General features: G+C 40.0%; 15 protein-coding genes. 3 read left to right on the top strand and 12 right to left on the bottom strand.

Features of this window, described 5'->3' with window-relative positions:
• The first annotated feature begins 20 nt into the window (after positions 1-20).
• Complete coding sequence (locus tag AQ505_RS04520) at positions 21-2,387, top strand: TonB-dependent receptor domain-containing protein (RefSeq protein ID WP_082461422.1); 2,367 nt, start codon at positions 21-23, stop codon at positions 2,385-2,387.
• Between the two features lie 85 nt (positions 2,388-2,472).
• On the opposite strand, the gene AQ505_RS04515 is transcribed toward AQ505_RS04520, so the two are convergent.
• From AQ505_RS04515 to AQ505_RS27190, 10 genes are all read right to left on the bottom strand, one after another.
• Entirely contained in the window at positions 2,473-3,399 is a 927-nt protein-coding gene (locus AQ505_RS04515) for a bestrophin family protein (RefSeq protein WP_062547070.1), read from the bottom strand.
• A 27-nt stretch (positions 3,400-3,426) separates the two neighbouring features.
• Positions 3,427-3,924, bottom strand: a complete 498-nt coding sequence (locus tag AQ505_RS04510; RefSeq protein ID WP_062547069.1) for a hypothetical protein — start codon at positions 3,922-3,924, stop codon at positions 3,427-3,429.
• A 120-nt stretch (positions 3,925-4,044) separates the two neighbouring features.
• Positions 4,045-5,394: a sensor histidine kinase gene (locus AQ505_RS04505; RefSeq protein WP_062547068.1), complete on the bottom strand. Its 1,350-nt coding sequence runs from the start codon at positions 5,392-5,394 to the stop codon at positions 4,045-4,047.
• A complete protein-coding gene (locus AQ505_RS04500; protein ID WP_062547067.1) occupies positions 5,394-6,071 on the bottom strand; it encodes a response regulator transcription factor in 678 nt (225 codons plus the stop codon). The genes AQ505_RS04505 and AQ505_RS04500 overlap by 1 nt, the downstream gene beginning before the upstream one ends.
• A gap of 210 nt (positions 6,072-6,281) precedes the next feature.
• Entirely contained in the window at positions 6,282-8,480 is a 2,199-nt protein-coding gene (locus AQ505_RS04495; protein WP_062550883.1) for a B12-binding domain-containing radical SAM protein, read from the bottom strand.
• 96 nt (positions 8,481-8,576) lie between these two features.
• Positions 8,577-9,776, bottom strand: coding sequence for a winged helix-turn-helix domain-containing protein (locus AQ505_RS04490; protein ID WP_062547066.1), 1,200 nt, complete (start codon positions 9,774-9,776; stop codon positions 8,577-8,579).
• A 4-nt stretch (positions 9,777-9,780) separates the two neighbouring features.
• Positions 9,781-10,329, bottom strand: coding sequence for an RNA 2'-phosphotransferase (locus tag AQ505_RS04485; RefSeq protein WP_062547065.1), 549 nt, complete (start codon positions 10,327-10,329; stop codon positions 9,781-9,783).
• Positions 10,330-10,478: 149 nt separating this feature from the next.
• On the bottom strand, positions 10,479-10,607 hold the full coding sequence (locus AQ505_RS27130; protein WP_257720570.1) for a hypothetical protein: 129 nt from the start codon (positions 10,605-10,607) through the stop codon (positions 10,479-10,481).
• A 78-nt stretch (positions 10,608-10,685) separates the two neighbouring features.
• Complete coding sequence (locus tag AQ505_RS26805; RefSeq protein WP_335337989.1) at positions 10,686-10,883, bottom strand: helix-turn-helix domain-containing protein; 198 nt, start codon at positions 10,881-10,883, stop codon at positions 10,686-10,688.
• Positions 10,838-11,050 (bottom strand): NAD-dependent epimerase/dehydratase family protein, encoded by a 213-nt coding sequence (locus AQ505_RS27190; protein ID WP_335337988.1) that lies wholly within the window; start codon positions 11,048-11,050, stop codon positions 10,838-10,840. The genes AQ505_RS26805 and AQ505_RS27190 overlap by 46 nt, the downstream gene beginning before the upstream one ends.
• 194 nt (positions 11,051-11,244) lie before the next feature.
• On the opposite strand from AQ505_RS27190, the gene AQ505_RS04470 reads away from it, so the two are divergent.
• Entirely contained in the window at positions 11,245-11,724 is a 480-nt protein-coding gene (locus tag AQ505_RS04470; protein WP_231635022.1) for a LemA family protein, read from the top strand.
• 10 nt (positions 11,725-11,734) lie between these two features.
• A complete protein-coding gene (locus AQ505_RS04465; protein WP_062547061.1) occupies positions 11,735-13,681 on the top strand; it encodes a DUF2207 domain-containing protein in 1,947 nt (648 codons plus the stop codon).
• Between the two features lie 71 nt (positions 13,682-13,752).
• On the opposite strand, the gene AQ505_RS04460 is transcribed toward AQ505_RS04465, so the two are convergent.
• A complete protein-coding gene (locus tag AQ505_RS04460) occupies positions 13,753-14,574 on the bottom strand; it encodes a hypothetical protein (protein ID WP_062547060.1) in 822 nt (273 codons plus the stop codon).
• A 9-nt stretch (positions 14,575-14,583) separates the two neighbouring features.
• Complete coding sequence (locus tag AQ505_RS04455; RefSeq protein ID WP_062547059.1) at positions 14,584-17,907, bottom strand: TonB-dependent receptor; 3,324 nt, start codon at positions 17,905-17,907, stop codon at positions 14,584-14,586.
• Positions 17,908-18,073 lie beyond the last annotated feature (166 nt).

Here is an 18,073-nt window from a genome sequence, read left to right as displayed (position 1 = left end):
GTCGAAATTGAATCTATTGTATGTCGAAATCGACTCATTATCTAAGCCTCTTCCTACTGCTTATTTGCAGTAATCTTCCCGTTTATGGACAGTCTAAAGGAAGTATCTCTGGAAAAGTATCCGCAATTTCCTCTAAGCTCCCAATGGAATTTGTAAACATTGTACTGAAATCAGCGAAAGACAGTGCCGTCGTTGTTCATGAAGTAACCGACCAAAAAGGGGGATTTAACTTAAAAAACATCCCAATAGGGACCTATTTCTTACAAGCTAGCTTCATCGGTTTCGACGATGTGAAAACACCTATCTTCCATCTGGAGGGCACAAAAGTTTTCCCGATTTTCATGGACGACTCCAAGCAGACCTTAAATGAAGTGCAGGTGAGCGCAAAAAAAGCAATTTTCAGCAGCTCTATAGATAGAAAAGTGTATCAGGTAGATATGGATTTAATGGCAAAATCAGGTTCGGCATCAGAGGTCTTACAAAACGTTCCTTTGGTACAAGTAGATATAGATGGAAATGTGAGCCTCAGGAATTCTACAGCTACCATATTGATCAATGGAAAAGTTTCTCCCTTAATGGGAAAAAACGCAGCTGCAGTATTACAGCAACTTCCGGCAAACAGTATTGAAAGGATTGAAGTAATTACCAATCCCTCTGCAAAATATAAGCCCGATGGTACCGGCGGAATTATTAACATTGTATTGAAAAAGACGACTAAAAGAGGCTGGAATGGCAATTTAACAGGAAATGTAGGGAATAGGGAAAGGTATAATGCGAGCAGCTCCTTCAGTTATAATCCAGGTCGGATGAATGTTTTCGGCAGTTACAGCATCCGTCAGGACGACCGGATCAGGACGACCATCAACAACAGAACCCAAAAGGATCCGGAAAGCGGTGCCGTAAATAGTTATCAGGATCAGCTGGAATCTAAAACACGTCCTTTTTCCAATATTGCAACATTAGGACTGGATTATACCATTGATGATCAAAACAGCTTTGGCCTTTCCGGCAATTATTACCTTCGAAAACAACAGAAACATGACTTAACTGTAAAAAAGGTAAGTGATTTTAGCGGTTTAAAACAGGATTACGATCGTGTAAGGGAAAATTCAGAAAAAGAAAGTAATGGCTCAGCACTATTGTATTTTGAACATAATTTCGCGAAAGAGAACCATAAATTGAGGATGGAATTCAACATTGCGCATTCCCCGGAAACCGAAAACAACCATTTTACTAATATTTTCAGATACCCTGTTCAGGCAGATCAAAGAGATTATACCTTGATCAAACAGACCACAGATGTTAAAAACCTGCTGCTGAATTATGAAAATCCACTTTCGGAAAATACCAAACTGGAAGCTGGCTATGATGGGCAATTCAATAAAGATGACATGGATTTCTATGGCGCTGATGTACTCAGAACCAATCATTTTATCTATCATGAACGTATTCATGCTGTATACAGCACATTTTCTCATGAAGTCAATAAAATTTCAATAATGGTTGGACTTAGGGCAGAATATACTGAGCTTAAATCTGCACTGATTAGTGCTGGGACCTCCATCCCAAACCATTATTTCAAGGTTTACCCGACGCTTCATTTCAGTTACAAACTAAATGACCATAAGGAGCTGCAATTAAATTACAGCAGAAGGGTGAGAAGACCGGAAGGTGACGATTTAAACCCATTTGCCGAATATGCAGACCCGACAAATATCAGGATTGGAAATCCTTATTTACTTCCGGAAATCATCCATTCCGTTGAAGCAGGATACTTGTGGAGGAAAAACGGCCTGAGCATTTTACCGGGTATTTATTACAGGTACACGGCAAACCGCTTTACTTCTATCACCAGCCTTTTAAATGACTCTGTATTGGTCACCAAACAGGAAAATCTGGCCAATGACAAGGCTATGGGTGCAGATGTAGTCGTTTCTGGCAACATCAGCAGTAAGATAAACATGAGTTTGACGCCTAATATTTTCTATAATCAGATTGATGCGAGTAACCTGGGGTACGCGAATAAGAGATCGACGATCACCTGGTCAACAAACTTCAATATGGGTTATTTAATTACAAATACGCTTAGCTTTCAGCTAAATTCCATTTATAAATCATCCAGATTGACACCACAAGGAACTTTTCTACCCAGCTTTGTCATGAATGCAGCGCTGAGAAAAGATGTTTTTGCGAAGAAAGGATCGATTTATCTGGCAGGTTCGGATTTGTTTAAAACCCAAAGACAGGAGGTTGACCTGCAAGGGCCATATCTTGTTCAGCATGTAAAAACGAATAGTAATTCCAGAATATTTTACCTTGGATTGAGTTATAATTTTGGCAGCGTACCAAAGAAAAAGAAGGAAGTACAGTTTGACAATAGCTTGTAATTAGCCGGAATCGAAACTGCCCATTAAACTCAAAAAGCCTCTTTCCATTCTATTAGAAAGAGGCTTAATATTGGTTATGGGTTCGCTACAAGATATAATAAGAGCCAATCCCTGCTTTTTCCAGTTGAGGCAAATCTTCATATAAATTGCTTTCATCAATCATTTGATAAAGATCTTTTTCGATGTTTCTACAGATCGTCGTGGTAGGGGTATCCGTAGGTTTATTTTCAAATGGATCCTGTAAGTGTACTGCCATTTTCTCTACCAGTAAGAAGAATGCAGCGATAGCAATCACCAGTGGTATCTCCATATAGCCAAAATACTCGATCAATCCGAAGGGCAGAAGTACAATAAACAAGTGTATAGACATGCTGATGTACTTGCTGTAAGTCACCGGGAATACGGTGTTTTTAATGCGCTCAGATCCACCCATGTGGTTACACAAAGCTGATATTGTTCTGTTGATTTCTATTTGCTGGTATTTATTTATCCAGCCTTCGTTCAAAGCCTTTTTTAAATCCATAGCATGTAATTCTAATAAAGCAACAGTCACATTACGTTGGTTTTTAACAAAAGCAAGCTCTTTCTTATCCAGGTATCTTTCCAGACCTTTGTGTGGACTAAAGCCTCTCAGGCTTTGACTGAGTGCATTACACCAGGCAATTTGTCTTTTGATAAACCGCACTTTGAACTGTTCCACCTCTTCCAGGTCGTAAGGGCTTTCTACGAATGACAGGATTTGTCTGGATATACTTCTTGAATCATTTACAATTGCTCCCCAGATAATCCTGGCTTCCCACCACCGATCATAAGCCTGATTGGAGCGAAAAGCAAGTAATAAGGATATGATGGTCCCTAAAAGTGCAGGAACTGCAATGGGTATAGAAATCCTGGTAACATGAAAGTTCTGATAAAGGATCACAATACCTAATGAATAAGCGATTACAAAAAACAGCTCTGTTTTGATCTTTCCAAAGATATAAGTAAGGGGTATATTATTTCGTAACAGCATAATTAATGAGCTTAGTATAGTTAAAAATTAAGCACTAAGGACCTTCACAGTTTCTGCTGGCATTTTAGTGTCAAACAATTTCTCTTCTCCTGAGAATTCATGTATATCGAGTTCTTTGACCTCACATCCGCAGCGTTTTGTCAATAATCTAGGATCAATGCTAGATTTGTGGATAGGATTAAAATGATATGCTTTCGGGTAGGCGATACAGTCTGCATTCACTCCTTCAATGAAATTTTTAAAGGCGGCAACAGTACTTCCATAAAAATAATCTATTCCCATAAACTCTATTTCACTTGAATATTTCTCTTTATAGGCGTCCATCTTTGTATAAAACTCATCACTCACCCTTTCATAATCTCTACTCCTCCTGCTTAACATAAGCATATCCGCAATGGAATCGGAAAGTTTAAACGCATGCATGAAGATGATGCCTACATTTTCGGGTTTATTGGTTAAAACCAGGGAGTCGATAATTTTTAAGCTTTCTACATTAAAGTCGGTTGGTACTAAGACAGTTTTCATAACGCTTCTTGTTTTAATAAGTGGATCAATTAATTAATCCAAGTCTAGCGCAATGTTATTATAGCGAATTAAGAAACACATTAAAATAGCATTAGAATTTCAGAAAAGAGCTTTCTGAGCTTAGTTTATGGGTAGGATCACCTTAATCTCCGTCCCCACCTGTTCCTTCGAACTGATGCCAATGCTCCCCCGATGTAAGCGAATGATGTTTAATGACAAGGGTAAGCCAATGCCATATCCTTTAAAATCTGTCGTATTTGAGGCTCTGTAAAAGGGTTCGAAAATATGCTGTACATCACCTGGAGGAATACCTATCCCCTGGTCTTTTACCGCAACGGATAATACATTGAGCTTGCTTTCTAAAGTGACCAATACGGTTTTATTGTTAGAGTATTTACAGGCATTGCTGACAATATTGGTAATGGCGAGTTTCAGCAGGTTAAGATTAGCTTTTACGGTGATTTGATCTTCGTCCTCTGGCAGCTGACTAAAATCGATCTCAATTTTACTTTCCGGGTGTACCTGATTTACGGTACGCTGGACATCCCAGATCAATTCGTCCATCCTGACTTGCTCCCAGGGCTGGGTTTTACCATTGAAGCCGGATTGGGCTAAACCTAACAAGCTGGTCAATATATGTTCTAACCGATCTGATTCATCCTTTATTTTGCTGAGTGCCTGACGCTGTCTGATACTTCCATCTTCAGCTTTCAACTCCAATTCTACTTCTGCACTAATAATGGTTAAAGGTGTTCTTAGCTCATGTGAAGCATTGCTGATAAAGTTATTTTGTGTTTCAAAAGCAGTTTCCAGCCTGTTTAACATATTGTTAAAAGTTTGAGAAAGTTGAGCCATCTCATCATTACCTCGTACCTCCAGCCTTAAATGCAGATTTTCTGCTTTTATCTTTTTGACACTTTTAATAATATTTCTTAAAGGGGTCAGCATATAGTTTGAGAATTTCCATCCTACGACAAAAGACATGACGATAGATAGAAAGAAACCAGCAAATAAGATTTTCTGCAAATCCTTTAGTTCTCTAAATCCAAAAGGATCATTCGCTGAAACGATGATGATGTGGCTTTGCCGATCCTCAGCCAAATATTTCCCTACGTAGAAATGGTTTTCTGTGCGGTATCGTGCTATTTTCCCCTCTTTAATCTGGTCATAAAAAGTCTTTGGTAGGTCGACGCCTATTTTTGGATTACCGATCTTATTTTTCTCAATCACGTATTCCTTTTCGTCGGGTAGACGCTCCAGATATTGATTACGCACTTTCGCATATACGTTGTCGTTCTGATCTTCAGAAGTTCTGATTTCCGCAGCGATATTCACCCTGGCTTCTAATCTTTTATAGAAATCTTCAAAGGCGAAATCGTTCGCAAAGTACCAGACAAAGCCACTCAGCAAGGAAATAATGATAGCAGATAGAATGGCGAAAAGGAGAGTTATTTTTTTAGCAATATTCATTAAGCATCTTTTAAAACGTATCCCAATCCAATTGCAGTGTGTATGAGTTTCTGAGTACCTGGCTTATCCACTTTCTTACGCAGGTAATTTACATACACATCAACCACGTTAGTACCCAGGTTAAAATCAATATCCCAGACATTCTCTAATATGTCAATCCTCGATAGGATTTTTGATTTGTTCTTAGCCAAAAATGCCAATAAGCGGTATTCTGTTGCGGTTAGGCTCAGTTCAACATTGGCTCTTTTTACAGTCTTAGCTGATAAGTTTAATTGTAAATCTGCAATCGTAATAATCTGGTCGTTTACCACAGCGCCACCGTAGCGCCTGAGCAACATCCGGATACGGGCAAAAAGTTCTGCAAACTGGAAGGGTTTAGTCAGGTAATCATCAGCCCCGTTGTCCAGGCCATTCACCACATTTTCTGTGGTGCCTAAGGCAGTCAGCATAATGATGGGAACTGTTGGTGTGTTTTTCTTAATGATTTTACAGAGTTCCAGGCCATTGATCCCTGGCAGCATAATGTCTAATATAATCAGGTCAAACTGACTTTTACCAGCCATTTCTGCCCCTATTAAACCATCCGGAGCTACACTTACACTAAATCCTTCGTCGGTTAGCCCTCTTGAAATTACAGAAACAACGTTTGGCTCATCTTCAACTAGCAGTAAATTCATGAAGCAAATAGTCTAAAAATCATTACCTATCAAAATGTTAGGGCTTAAAATATGAAATCATGATGATTTTTTAACATAATTAAGACATTAAAAGGTGCTGATTTATAAATTCAGAGATATTAAGTGTAAAAATGAGGCATCAAATCCTTTTAGTTTTACTATTTTAAGTTTTGAAATGTAAATTATGGACTTTGAATCCTGAATGATAAGTTAAAGCACCAATAAACCTGAATCTCTTAGGTTATAAATAGGCTCTGAGTACCAGAACAGCTCAAAAAGTTCCATTGACTGTTCATAATCAGCTTTAATGTCCTGAAAAGTATAAACCTGCGTATTAGAGGCTGCTATTTTCTGCAAAATGGAAGTCAGCCATTCTCCTTCCTTTTTATCGGCCTGAATGGTAAAGCTTTCTTTTTTATCATGAAAAGTCAATACCATTGTTTCCAAAGGCTTATTCTTTCTATACTTTGTAAAGATTTCTGTATGGGGCTTTCCCCCTAGCCATACTACTTTAGCCGTTGGTTTAGTATTTAACTTACTATCTTCCTTTATGGCATTTTCAATAAAGTCGGCAGGGATTTCTGTTTTCGGGATTTTAAAATCAAACCATTGCTGCAATTTGTACTCGAAGCAAATCCCATGCATGAAATTAAACAGCGATTTCTTTAATCCGAAACTAAATTTGTTATGGTCTATGCCTGTTTTATCGATATAATTGATGTCGTTATTGGCAAAGGTTCCAATGGCTTCTGTTTCCTTGACCACACCAAACTTCTCTGGATACAAGCCAACGGGACTGTGCGCGGTCATGGCAAACTGGTGCCAGAAACCTGATTGTAAGACACCTGCTTCAAATAATTGCCTCACCATTTCCAGACTGTCAACAGTTTCCTGAATCGTTTGAGTTGGATAACCATACATTAAATAAGCATGCACTAATATGCCTGCTTCTGTCAGATTTCGGGTTACGCGGGCTACTTGTTCTACCGTTACACCTTTGTCAATTAGTTTCAATAAGCGATCAGATGCGACTTCTAAACCACCGGAAACGGCGATACATCCGGAAGCTTTCAGCAGGATACATAAATCTCTGGTAAAGCTTTTTTCAAAGCGAATATTTGTCCACCAGGTGACCGAAATTTTCCTTCTTAGAATCTCCAGTGCCACTTCGCGCATTAATGCTGGCGGTGCGGCTTCGTCTACAAAGTGAAAGCCATTCTGTCCCGTTTTTTCAGTCAGTTCTTCTATCCGGTCTACAATCAACTTAGCAGCAACGGGCTCATATACCTTGATATAATCCAGGGAGATATCACAAAATGTACATTTACCCCAATAACAGCCATGCGCCATCGTTAACTTATTCCATCGTCCATCACTCCACATCCGGTGCATTGGATTTACGATTTCTATGACAGAGATGTATTGGTCTAACTGTAAGTCGCTATAATCAGGTGTGCCTACATCCGCTTGTTTATAATCACTTCTTAATGCATCATTCTTATAAACAACAGCGCTGTTTTCTAACACAAAAGTTCTTTTATACAGGTGAAATTCCCCTGGTTTTATGACTGCATTGTAGATCAGTTCAATCGGCAATTCTCCATCATCAAGTGAGATGTAATCGAAAAATTCAAATACCCTTGCATCAGAAAGAGAACGTAACTCTGTATTTGGGAAACCGCCGCCCATGGAGATTTTAATCTCAGGATAGTTTCTTTTCACATACTGTGCGCATCGGAATGACGCATATAAATTCCCTGGAAAAGGAACAGAAATCAAGAACATTTTAGGTTGAATCAATGCAAGCTTTGCTTCCAGAATCTCCATCAGGAGTTTATCCATATAGGTATATTCCTGATTTAACGCTTCGTAAAGCTCATCAAATGAGTTGGCACTCCTGCCTAACCGCTCTGCATAACGACTAAATCCAAAATTCGGGTCAATACATTCAATGATAAAATCCGAGATATCTTCCAGGTACAGGGTGGCCAAATGCTTTCCTTTATCTTGCGTCCCCATGCTTCCAAATGCCCAGTCCAGCTCATCCAATTGCTCAAACCTGGAGGCTTCCGGCAGATAATCCTCCTGACAAATCTGCAAAGCCAGGGTTGGATTTTTACCTTGAAGAAAAGCAATCACCGCATCAATAGATTTGATATATTCCTCTTTTAAAGCATGAATCCGTCTTGCATTCGGACTTTTCTGAGAGATGGCTTTTTTCTCCGCATGAGCGAACAGTTCTTCCAGGCCTTTCCTTGAAAACAAAGCCAAAATCACTTCAATACCTAAATCAGCCTGAGTCGATGAAATATTTTTAGTATTCAAAAAACCTTTAATATAGGCCGTTGCAGGATACGGGGTATTCAGCTGGGTAAAGGGAGGGGTGACAAGGAAAAGATCTGTTTTCAAAATGGAATTGCTATTACTTCGCAAAAATACGATAATAGTTTGGAATGCCATGAATACAAAAAGGAGCGGCAGCGATACAAGAATAGTAGATCATATTTAGTCTTCGTTAGAGAAACTCCTGCTGATCAGTTCCAGATAACTTTCATTATTGGATCGTTTGAAAACAATGTCCTGACATTTGTTGAACCTTACGAACTCTTTTAAAGCTTCAATAAATTTTTCTATGGTGGATTGATCGAGATCTATGGCTTCAAAATGTATGTTATGAACGATCAACAGCTTCTTTTTGCGATCAGCTTTTGCATCCATCCTTGCGATAAATGTATCCCCTGCAAGCACAGGTAGTGAAAAATAACCATAAAGACGTTTAGGAGCAGGCACGAAGCATTCGATCTGGTAATCAAAATTGAAAAAGTCCTTTAAGCGGTGACGAAAAACATTCAGGATATCAAAAGGAGAAAGAATGAAGACTTCATCAGCTAGCTCAAGATTGATTTCCTGATTGTGGAGCATATATAAAGGAGTTTTCAAGCCCTCTACATTGACCGATTTCACTTCAGTGTTGAGGATCATTTTTTCCAGCTCTTTTTTAAGAAGATTGTCTTTTACACGACGGGATCGCCATTTCATTTCCTTCAGAGCAGCAATTCCTAATGCGTTTAAAGTCTGACGGATGATAAAACGGGCATATTCCTCCGCTGTAGGCATATTTAAATCTATATCATCAGGCACCAGGTTGAGAGGCAGATCGTAAACTTTCTGAAAGGTTTTACTGCGGCTAATCATTAGCTTTCCTTCCAGGTAAAGCCTTTCGAGTGCCACTTTAGCCGGTCGCCAATCCCACCAGCCGGTACTCGCTTCAATGCGGTCGTTGTCAAAATCACCAACCATTACGGCACCGTCCCTTTCCACCCGATCCAGAATCTGCTGCATTAAATGGTGTTCTGCTTTGCTGAGCGGTTTTCCTTGTGTTTCAAAAGCTTGTTTTACCGGCAAGGAAAAGCGGAAATCAGGCATGGGAAGATAACCTGCATCCGAACTGAAATATTCATAAATACGGCCATCTTCGCAAAGTTCAGTCAGCCATTCTGTTTGATAATCTGGTACGCGTGCAGCCATCACATGGTGATGGGCACGTTCCACCACATAATTTGTATCCAGCTGGACGAAGCCCAAATGGTCAATCAGACGATACACAGCTTCTATTCCAGTTCCAAACTGAGCCCTTCTGGCCAGTCCGGCGGCTGTAACAATAATTTTCCTTGCTTGTAGTTTTGTAAGATTGATGTTTTCCATTTATTTATGTTCTATCAAGAAAATCAACAGGAACATGGTCTGTAAGCCATACCATATTATCTGACAGATAAAATAAATGGCCAGCCTGATGCATCAGACCCGATTTCACCTTAAATACAACAGGTTTACCGTGTCTTCCTCCCACCTGTATCGCTGTTTGCAGCTCCTGACTTAAATGCACATGCTGCCTTTCGCCTTTTTCTAAGCCACTGTTTAAGATCGACTCCACAGATTTCTCCGCAGTCCCATGGAAAAGAACATCAGGTGGAAGCTGTGCGGCATAGCCTAGCGCTACAGAAACCGAATGGCCCTGGCTAGCCCGGATCTGATCTTTGCTGTCGTTAAAACTAAAGCGCTTTTTGCTATTGGTTTCTACCACCTCGTCCAATAGTACACGATCTATAGCGATGTGATGAATATTCATTTGCTGTATCAACAGCTCTACATCTACCCATCCATGCTGATCGAGCTCAATATCAATAAATTCTGGCTGATGTCTCAGCACCAGACTTAGGACTTTACTAATCTTTGTCAGCTCTTTACTATTCGTCATTTTATTAAATTGTTGAGATTTACTTTAATGCTTTTATCTTTTCAGCCAGCATGATCAATACTGAAGGGCTGGCAATCAAATTAAAGTTCCAGATATCATCTGTAATAAAAACATAGTTCTGATCAAAACTATAAATAAAATCCCCTCCTTCAATTCCAATAATGCAATCTTCCTTTTTCAGATCCGAATAAGTATGCAATATCTGCCAGCAAGGGCAAAATACTGGATTCGACGTTCAGTCCGTAAGTTGACAGCATTTCATCGATCTTATTTTTCATATGACCTGGGATTAGCTTTATAAGCAATTAAAATTTACACCTTTACCGGACGAAATTATAAATTTTGGATGAAGAATTTTATTGAAATAATTGTCTAAAAGCTACTGGTGTGGAGTTGGTCATTTTCTTAAAAAACTTGCTAAAAAATTGAGGATGCTCAAATCCCAATTCATAGGCAATTTCACTTACTGATAGTTTACTGGTACTCAACTTTTCTTTGGCTTTATCCGTCAGCTTTTGATGTATGAATTGCTGTGTATTTTGCCCGGTAAGCAAATGGAGTAGACTGCGTAAATAACCTGGCGATATATGGAGTTGATCTGATAGGTAGCTGCAGATCTCGCCAAGCCTAACACTTGGTGTCCGGCAGCTAACAATTCTTTTACCACTGCTGTGCCAACAAATCCGCTGGCTCCTGTCACAAATACTTTCATCTTTATCATACGTTATTTTGCAGTCCAAAGTTTGAAAGAAAACCATTCTTCGGTGTAGTCAAAACGACTTTTATTGTAGTCAAAAAAAGCATCATGTGATATTTACAGGATAATTTTCTATCTTTCTCTTACCTATGTTATACCTCTTAATCGCCCTAATTTGCTTGCTAATAGTTGGCAGCATCTATTATTACAACTCACTTGTGAACACGAAAAACAGGATGAAAGAAGCCTGGAGCGGAATCGACGTGTATTTAAAGAAACGGTATGAATTGATTCCGAACCTCATTGAAACGGTTAAAGGTTATGTCAGTCATGAACAAAAACTGATGCAGGATCTGGTTCGGCTGCGTAATGAAGCGATTCAGGCCCAGCAAAATCAAGAGAAAATCAACACGGAGAATCATCTTTCAGAAAACATCAGCAGATTGATGCTGATTGCTGAAAATTATCCTGATTTGAAGGCAAGCACTAATTTCCAACTGCTCCAGAATCAGCTGGAAACCATAGAATCGGAAATTGAACTCTCCAGAAGATACTACAATGGTACAGTGAGGGAGCATAACAATCAGGTTCAGTCCTTCCCTTCCAATCTTGTCGCCTCGGTATTTGGATTCGAAAACGGCGCTTTCTTCGAAATAAACAATTCTACAGAACGCGACCCGGTAAAGGTTTCTTTTTAAAAGCTTCAATATGAAAATAAAATCTCTATTTACGCTGCTTAGTGTCTCCCTGATTTTGCTGTTCCTACCTGCTTTGTTCACAAAAGCTTTAGCACAGGAACCACTTACCGCACAAAGCGAACAGGAGAACCATTCTGAAAGAATCATTTCTTTTCACAGCGACATCAGGATTGATACTTCAGGCATGATGTACCTGTCTGAAAAAATCAAGATTTACGCATCTGGTTCTCGGATTAAACGTGGTCTTGTCAGGAGTATTCCAGTTTATCGAAAAGACATATTTGGCGACAGGAAATCCGCAGATTTTAAGATAACCAGCATTTTAAGGGATGGAAAAAAAGAGAATTATAAGACCAAAAATGATGGCAACGTTCGCAGCATCTATATGGGAAATGAAGATATTATTCTTGATCCAGGCATCTATACTTATGAAATCAATTACCAAACAAAAGGACAGGTTGGGTTCTTTAGAAACTATGATGAAATTTACTGGAATGTTACCGGTAACGATTGGGATTTCGAGATAGAGAAAGCCTCTGCAACCATTGCACTTCCTAATGGAGCATTACCGGGCAATACCGCTTGTTACACCGGTCCTGCTGGTTCGACAGGTAAAAACTGTAATATCAGCATCAATCCAGATCATTCCATCAGCTTTCAAACGACTGAAAGCTTGTCCTCAGGAAGTGGATTTACTGTGGCTTCCGCTTTTACCAAAGGGATCATTCACAGACCTTCTAATTTTGAACTTTTTTACCAGGACTATCTGAAAATAACCTTGACCCTGCTGCTGCTGATTGGTCTTGGAACTTACTATTACATCAGCTGGTCGCGTTATGGACGGGATCCTCAGGAACCGGTGATCATCCCTACATTTAATATACCCAATGACTGGTCTCCAGCCTTACTTCGTTATTTTTACATCAAAAAAATAGATGATAAGTCTTTTGCCATCTCGGTCATCAATATGGCTGTGAAAAAAGTCATAAAAATCAGTAAGGGGGTGGCGGATCCTAAAAAAGAAGATTATGCGGTTGAAAAATCAACGGGTTCAACAAATGTACTATCGAAAGAAGAAGATGCCATTTACGTGCGCTTCTTCAACAAAAGAAATAGGATATACATCAATAAATCGAATGGTTCGACCATCAATGCAGCAAAGAATGCACATAGCGATCGATTGAAACCACAGCTTGATTTAAAAAGTTTCTTTATTAGTCACAAAAAACATTTAGTCAAATCGACGCTGATTACGCTGGCAGCATTTGTTGTATTTATGGTTTTTGTAGAAACTGGTACTCCTTTGATGATGCTTTTTTTCCTTCCTTTTATTCTGATCGGAGGATTTTGCTTCTTTGGAGGGTTCAAAATGATTCGAGAATCTATACCTGTAGGACTTTTTCTGATCATTTGGGGAGCAGGCTTCGGCGGTGTTCCGCTGTACATGCTGCTTTCTAACCTGAACAAATTACCCATCGTTTCGCTGGTATTCATCGCAGTCAGCATGACCATGTACGCGCTATATGTTTACCTGATCAGAGCACCTACCCCAGCAGGAACCGATGCCATCAGTAAGATTAAAGGATTTAAAATGTATCTGGAAACGGCCGAGGAACATAGATTGAACCTATTGAATCCTCCTGAACATACCCCGGCATTATTTGAGAAGTTTTTGCCTTATGCGCTTGCGCTTGATGTAGAAAATGCCTGGGGCGCCAAATTTGAAGCGTTACTTAATGCCGCAGATTACAGTCCTGATTGGTATGAAGGCGACAAGTTTTATTATCCTCAGATTGCCAAACGTTTTATGGTACCATTTAGCACCGCGGTTACTGAAAGTAAACCTGATACAGGTTCTTCTTCCGGATCGTCTGGAAGTTCAAGTTGGAGTTCTGGAAGTAGCGGTGGTGGTTCTTCTGGTGGCGGTGGCGGCGGAGGCGGCGGCGGTGGATGGTAAGCCTTTGGAGAAAGAGCCTGATCATTTACGATACAGGCTCTACTGATGAGGTTATTAATTAATATGCAATACTAGCGGGGAAACAATTGGACAAGATCATAAAACTCCATATAAAATTTCTTATCGATACTTCTCTTTTTTGCAAGAAAACAACTTTGAACTTTACCCGGGGAACTACCATCGTAGGGCAACTCTACCGCTAAAGTGCTTCCATCTCTGTCATTCATGTAATAGTCTTTCGTTTTAGCATCTCTGATCACTACAATTGGGTAGAGATCGGTGTCAGTTCGGGTAGGCGTAACCACAGGTACTGGAATCTTATAATAAGGGCTCCAGGTGCCGACCTGTACATTTTCAGCAATTGTAAAGGACGTTGTATTGACTACATAGATTCCGCCCGGCCTGGTACTGTCTTCATAATATTCAAGTACATCAATATTGATATCTGCCGGCTTTGTGCCATTCGAAGGACTCAGATAAAAATTCACCGTATAGTCATCCCCTTCTGGGTCGGGATAAATGTATTGGTTACTGATTTTCTTTCCGTCAAAATAGAATTTTGGAACAATGTTGTCCTTATCACTGATATGGAACGTTTGTTTATAGATGACCTCAGCGGTACTTTTCCTTTTCAGCTCCATATTGATCTCATCCTTCTCAAATGCGAGCTGACTAAATGAGCCCAAGGTACTTACACGACCATAGTATTCCCGCATTTTAACCCCATCGAAATATTGTTCAATGGTATCTCCCAAAACAAATGCACTGATGTCGAATTTTTTATTGATGCCTTTAATGATCGGCATAACATTAGTCCCGTCTTTTTCGCAGGCACTGAACAGGAATAGCGGCAGGATGGCAGCCAGGTATATGATTTTAAATTTGTTATTCATGATATGAGGTTAGAAATTATAGGATAAAGACAGACTGAAAGTACGGCCGACATAACGTGTAAAGGTTTCGCGATCGCCAACTCGCCTATTGGTAACCTTATCTACATACCCCTTTTCAAATTTCTCTGAGAAGCCAAATTTGTATTCGTATTTGTCATTCCACTCCAGTTCCAATGCGCCTTCATTACCTGGTTTCAATTCATAAGTACTTGGGTCATTGATAAAATAACGGAAAGGCGCATCCAGCAGGTTGCTCATATTTAGTTTCGTTTCCATTTTTCCCTTCAGAAATTTATAGCTGATCTGGGCATCCATTTGTGAGCGTGGCCTTTCATATTCTACAAATGCAGGTTCTACACCTGTAATGAAAGTTTTATAGCCGGAATGATTATAGGTCAAGTTTAAGCCCAAATTTTTACCGATATACTGGATCCCTGCATTGTATAATAAGGGCACCTGTCCGTATAAGGCACGCGGGTACTTTAGGTATTTATAATAGAGTGAATCGGTACCATCAGCTTTTTTATCATATTGTATAGCCCTTGCTCTTACTTTTGAACTTTGAATCGTCAGGTTACCGCTCAGGTAGATATTCTTCAGAAAAGGCAGTCCGTCATATACGAATCCCAAATTCTTACGAAGCTCAAATTCCCAGCCCTTTACTTTAGCCCAGTCTGAATTGGAAATCGTGATATAGCCTCTTCCATTGTTTTCGTTGTCGAGTCTGTAGTATTCAGCGGGTTTATCAAAGAATTTATAGAAATAGCCGGCCGACAACAATTCTCCTGATCCCGGAAACAACTCTACCTTCACATCGAAATTATCAATCAATGTGCTACTCACTCCGCTACTTCTGATGACAGAGCCATAATTCGGATTGTATCGGGAGAACCTGGAACTTTCCATCAATCCTGACCTTACAGCCGATTTGGCATAAGAGGTACGCAGGTTCAACTCTTTCAGTGGTGAATAAGTAATATTTGCTGAAGGAAGGATATACCAATTTTTCTTTTCTTCAAAGAAAATTTCACTTATTTTATCCTTCAATAAACTGGCAGAGTTAACAATAGTATCCAGCTTAAAGTATTCAGCCCTCGCTCCCCATACGAAACGCAGATTGGGGAGCACTTTATGGTCCAGCATAACAAAAACACCTGAATTGACACTCTTGGCTTCAAATTTATTTAAGGTATATTCTTTATTGAAATAGAATATGCTGTTTGCAAGATCTTCCATGCTCATGTGGTTGCCCCATTCCTGAATGGGCAGCGTTTCGATAGGTATGGTAGATTTCGGACTCATGGCGATTGGCAAGATCTTCCAATCATAGAAAGCATGCTTTTTCAGGTAATTGGCACCGATCTTAACAATATGCTTGCTAAGGCCCAGCTTAAAGTCGTAGGCAGCACTAAGTGTTCCATCGAAATTATTTTCCTTGTAAACGTATTGGTCGCGGTGAAAGGTGCCAAATCCCGGATCGCTGGTGCTACTCAATTGGTAACTGTACAGCACTGTATTTGCGATTTCCCGGCTATTCAAATCAGCACTTACTGCATCCTGTTCCAGGGCTTTTAAAGATGTTCTTGCCAGGCTCCACTCTATCTTTACCGGATTGATCCGATGAACACCGCTAACTTTATTTTGCAGCAGATCCGTGAATTTAGGCCTGTCGTCTTCTTGAATGTTCGGATAATTATCACCCTCATTCTTCGGATTATGGTAACTCCAACCTGAATAGCGGCTGAATCTATTGTCGAAAATACGGGTATATAAATTATAAGTACTGATCTGATGCTCCCTTGTCTTGATACCGCCGTTCAGCATAACACCTAAAGTGGTGTTGAAGCCATAGACATTTCCCGTATTGATGTCTGTCGGATCATCACCACGCGTGGGTTCATGAGTCCAGTCGCCTCGCCTCATAGTGGAAATGTCATCGATATTCTGTGTATTTCGATAACTCACTGAAGCTACAAAGCCCAGTTTACGCTCTTTGGTAGTGCTGAGTGCGTAGCTTCTCCCTAAACTAAACTGGTAATTCTGCGAAGGCATAGATTGAAAGCTACGTGTGCCCAGGCGCTCCGTTCCTCCGATGCGTTTGTTTTGTGCGCCGATCTGAGCGACCTTAATCTGGTTACCGGCGTCTGGTTTTGAAGCGTCATAGGCAGCCAGATTCAAGAGGTCTTTAGGAAAATGATCCCTACTCCCATCATCAAAACCCAAATAATCATACTTACCACGTCCGTAGCCTAGAAAATCTTTCCCAGTTGTGCGGCTGTTAAAAGAACTACCCGCACTAAAAGAAAGAAAATTGGATTCAGGGACAGATTTAGTCGTGATCTGAATCAGTCCACCGGCAAAACCATAAGGCATATCAGCAGTAGCAGACTTGGCCACTACCACATTCTCTACCAGGTTAGTAGGGATCAGGTTGAACTCAAAATCACGTTCCTGTACGTCGGTGCTTGGCAGTGGACTTCCATTGAGCAAGGATACATTATAGCGCTCCGCAATACCACGAACTATTACTTTCTTGTTTTCATTGGTAGTTACACCAGTGATTCTTTTTAATGTTTCGCCCAAATGCTTATCTGGCGTTGCGCTGATTTGTTCAGAAGAAATACCATCCGATAAATTAGCAGCATTTTTTTGCTGAACATAAAGGCTCGCTACGGAGGCCTTTTTGTAGCTGCTGGTGATCGTTATCTCAGACAAACCTTTGGAATCCGGTTTCATGGAAATGTCAAGACCAGTATGCTCGCCAGATTTTACGATAACCTCTGTGATCCGTTGTTTTAGATAAGAAACATAACTGATTTCCAGGGTATAAGTTCCGGGTTCTATGGTAATGATGTACTTACCATCAACAGTTGTTTGAACCGTTTGTCCTGTTTCTACTACTTTAATCGTTGCGCCAGGCAGCACATCAGCCCGTTCATCTATGATTTTACCGCTGATGCTTCCGGGTTTAACAGGCTTAGCTGCTGTTTTCGCTTTGCCGATCACCACATTATTATTGATGACTTCATATTCGTAACCTGTATTCTTTAACAGCTTTCGGAGAACCAGAGGAAGTGATTCCCCCTGATAATCCTGAGCGGAGAGGTTTAACTTGCTCAGTAAAGTTTTATCATAAGTGAAGGCAATACCCGTACTGACTTCGATTTTAGCCAATACAGCTGCCATGTTTTCATTTTTTACCTGGAGATTAATCATCACTTCATTCAGTTTCTGTGCCTTGCTCTCATGGGCGCAGATCATACTGCTGAAGCCAATTAATAATCCTAATACAACGGTTGTGATTCTCATAATCGCCGTAACATTTTTTTTCATGTGTGTTTTGTTGTTCAAAAACAGTATAGACAGCGCGCATGAATAAATCCGACAATTGTATTGTCAATTCACATCGCTTTCCTATTTTTGATTGTGGTTAAATGGTTAATGCCTTTAATTACACAGCGGTACTAACAAACTTTCGACGGGGCGTTAGCCGCTGTTT

The sequence above is a fragment of the Pedobacter sp. PACM 27299 genome, assembly GCF_001412655.1.
Lineage (GTDB): Bacteria > Bacteroidota > Bacteroidia > Sphingobacteriales > Sphingobacteriaceae > Pedobacter.
Note: the sequence above shows the minus strand (reverse complement) of the source record. Positions and strands in the feature narration are given on the sequence as shown.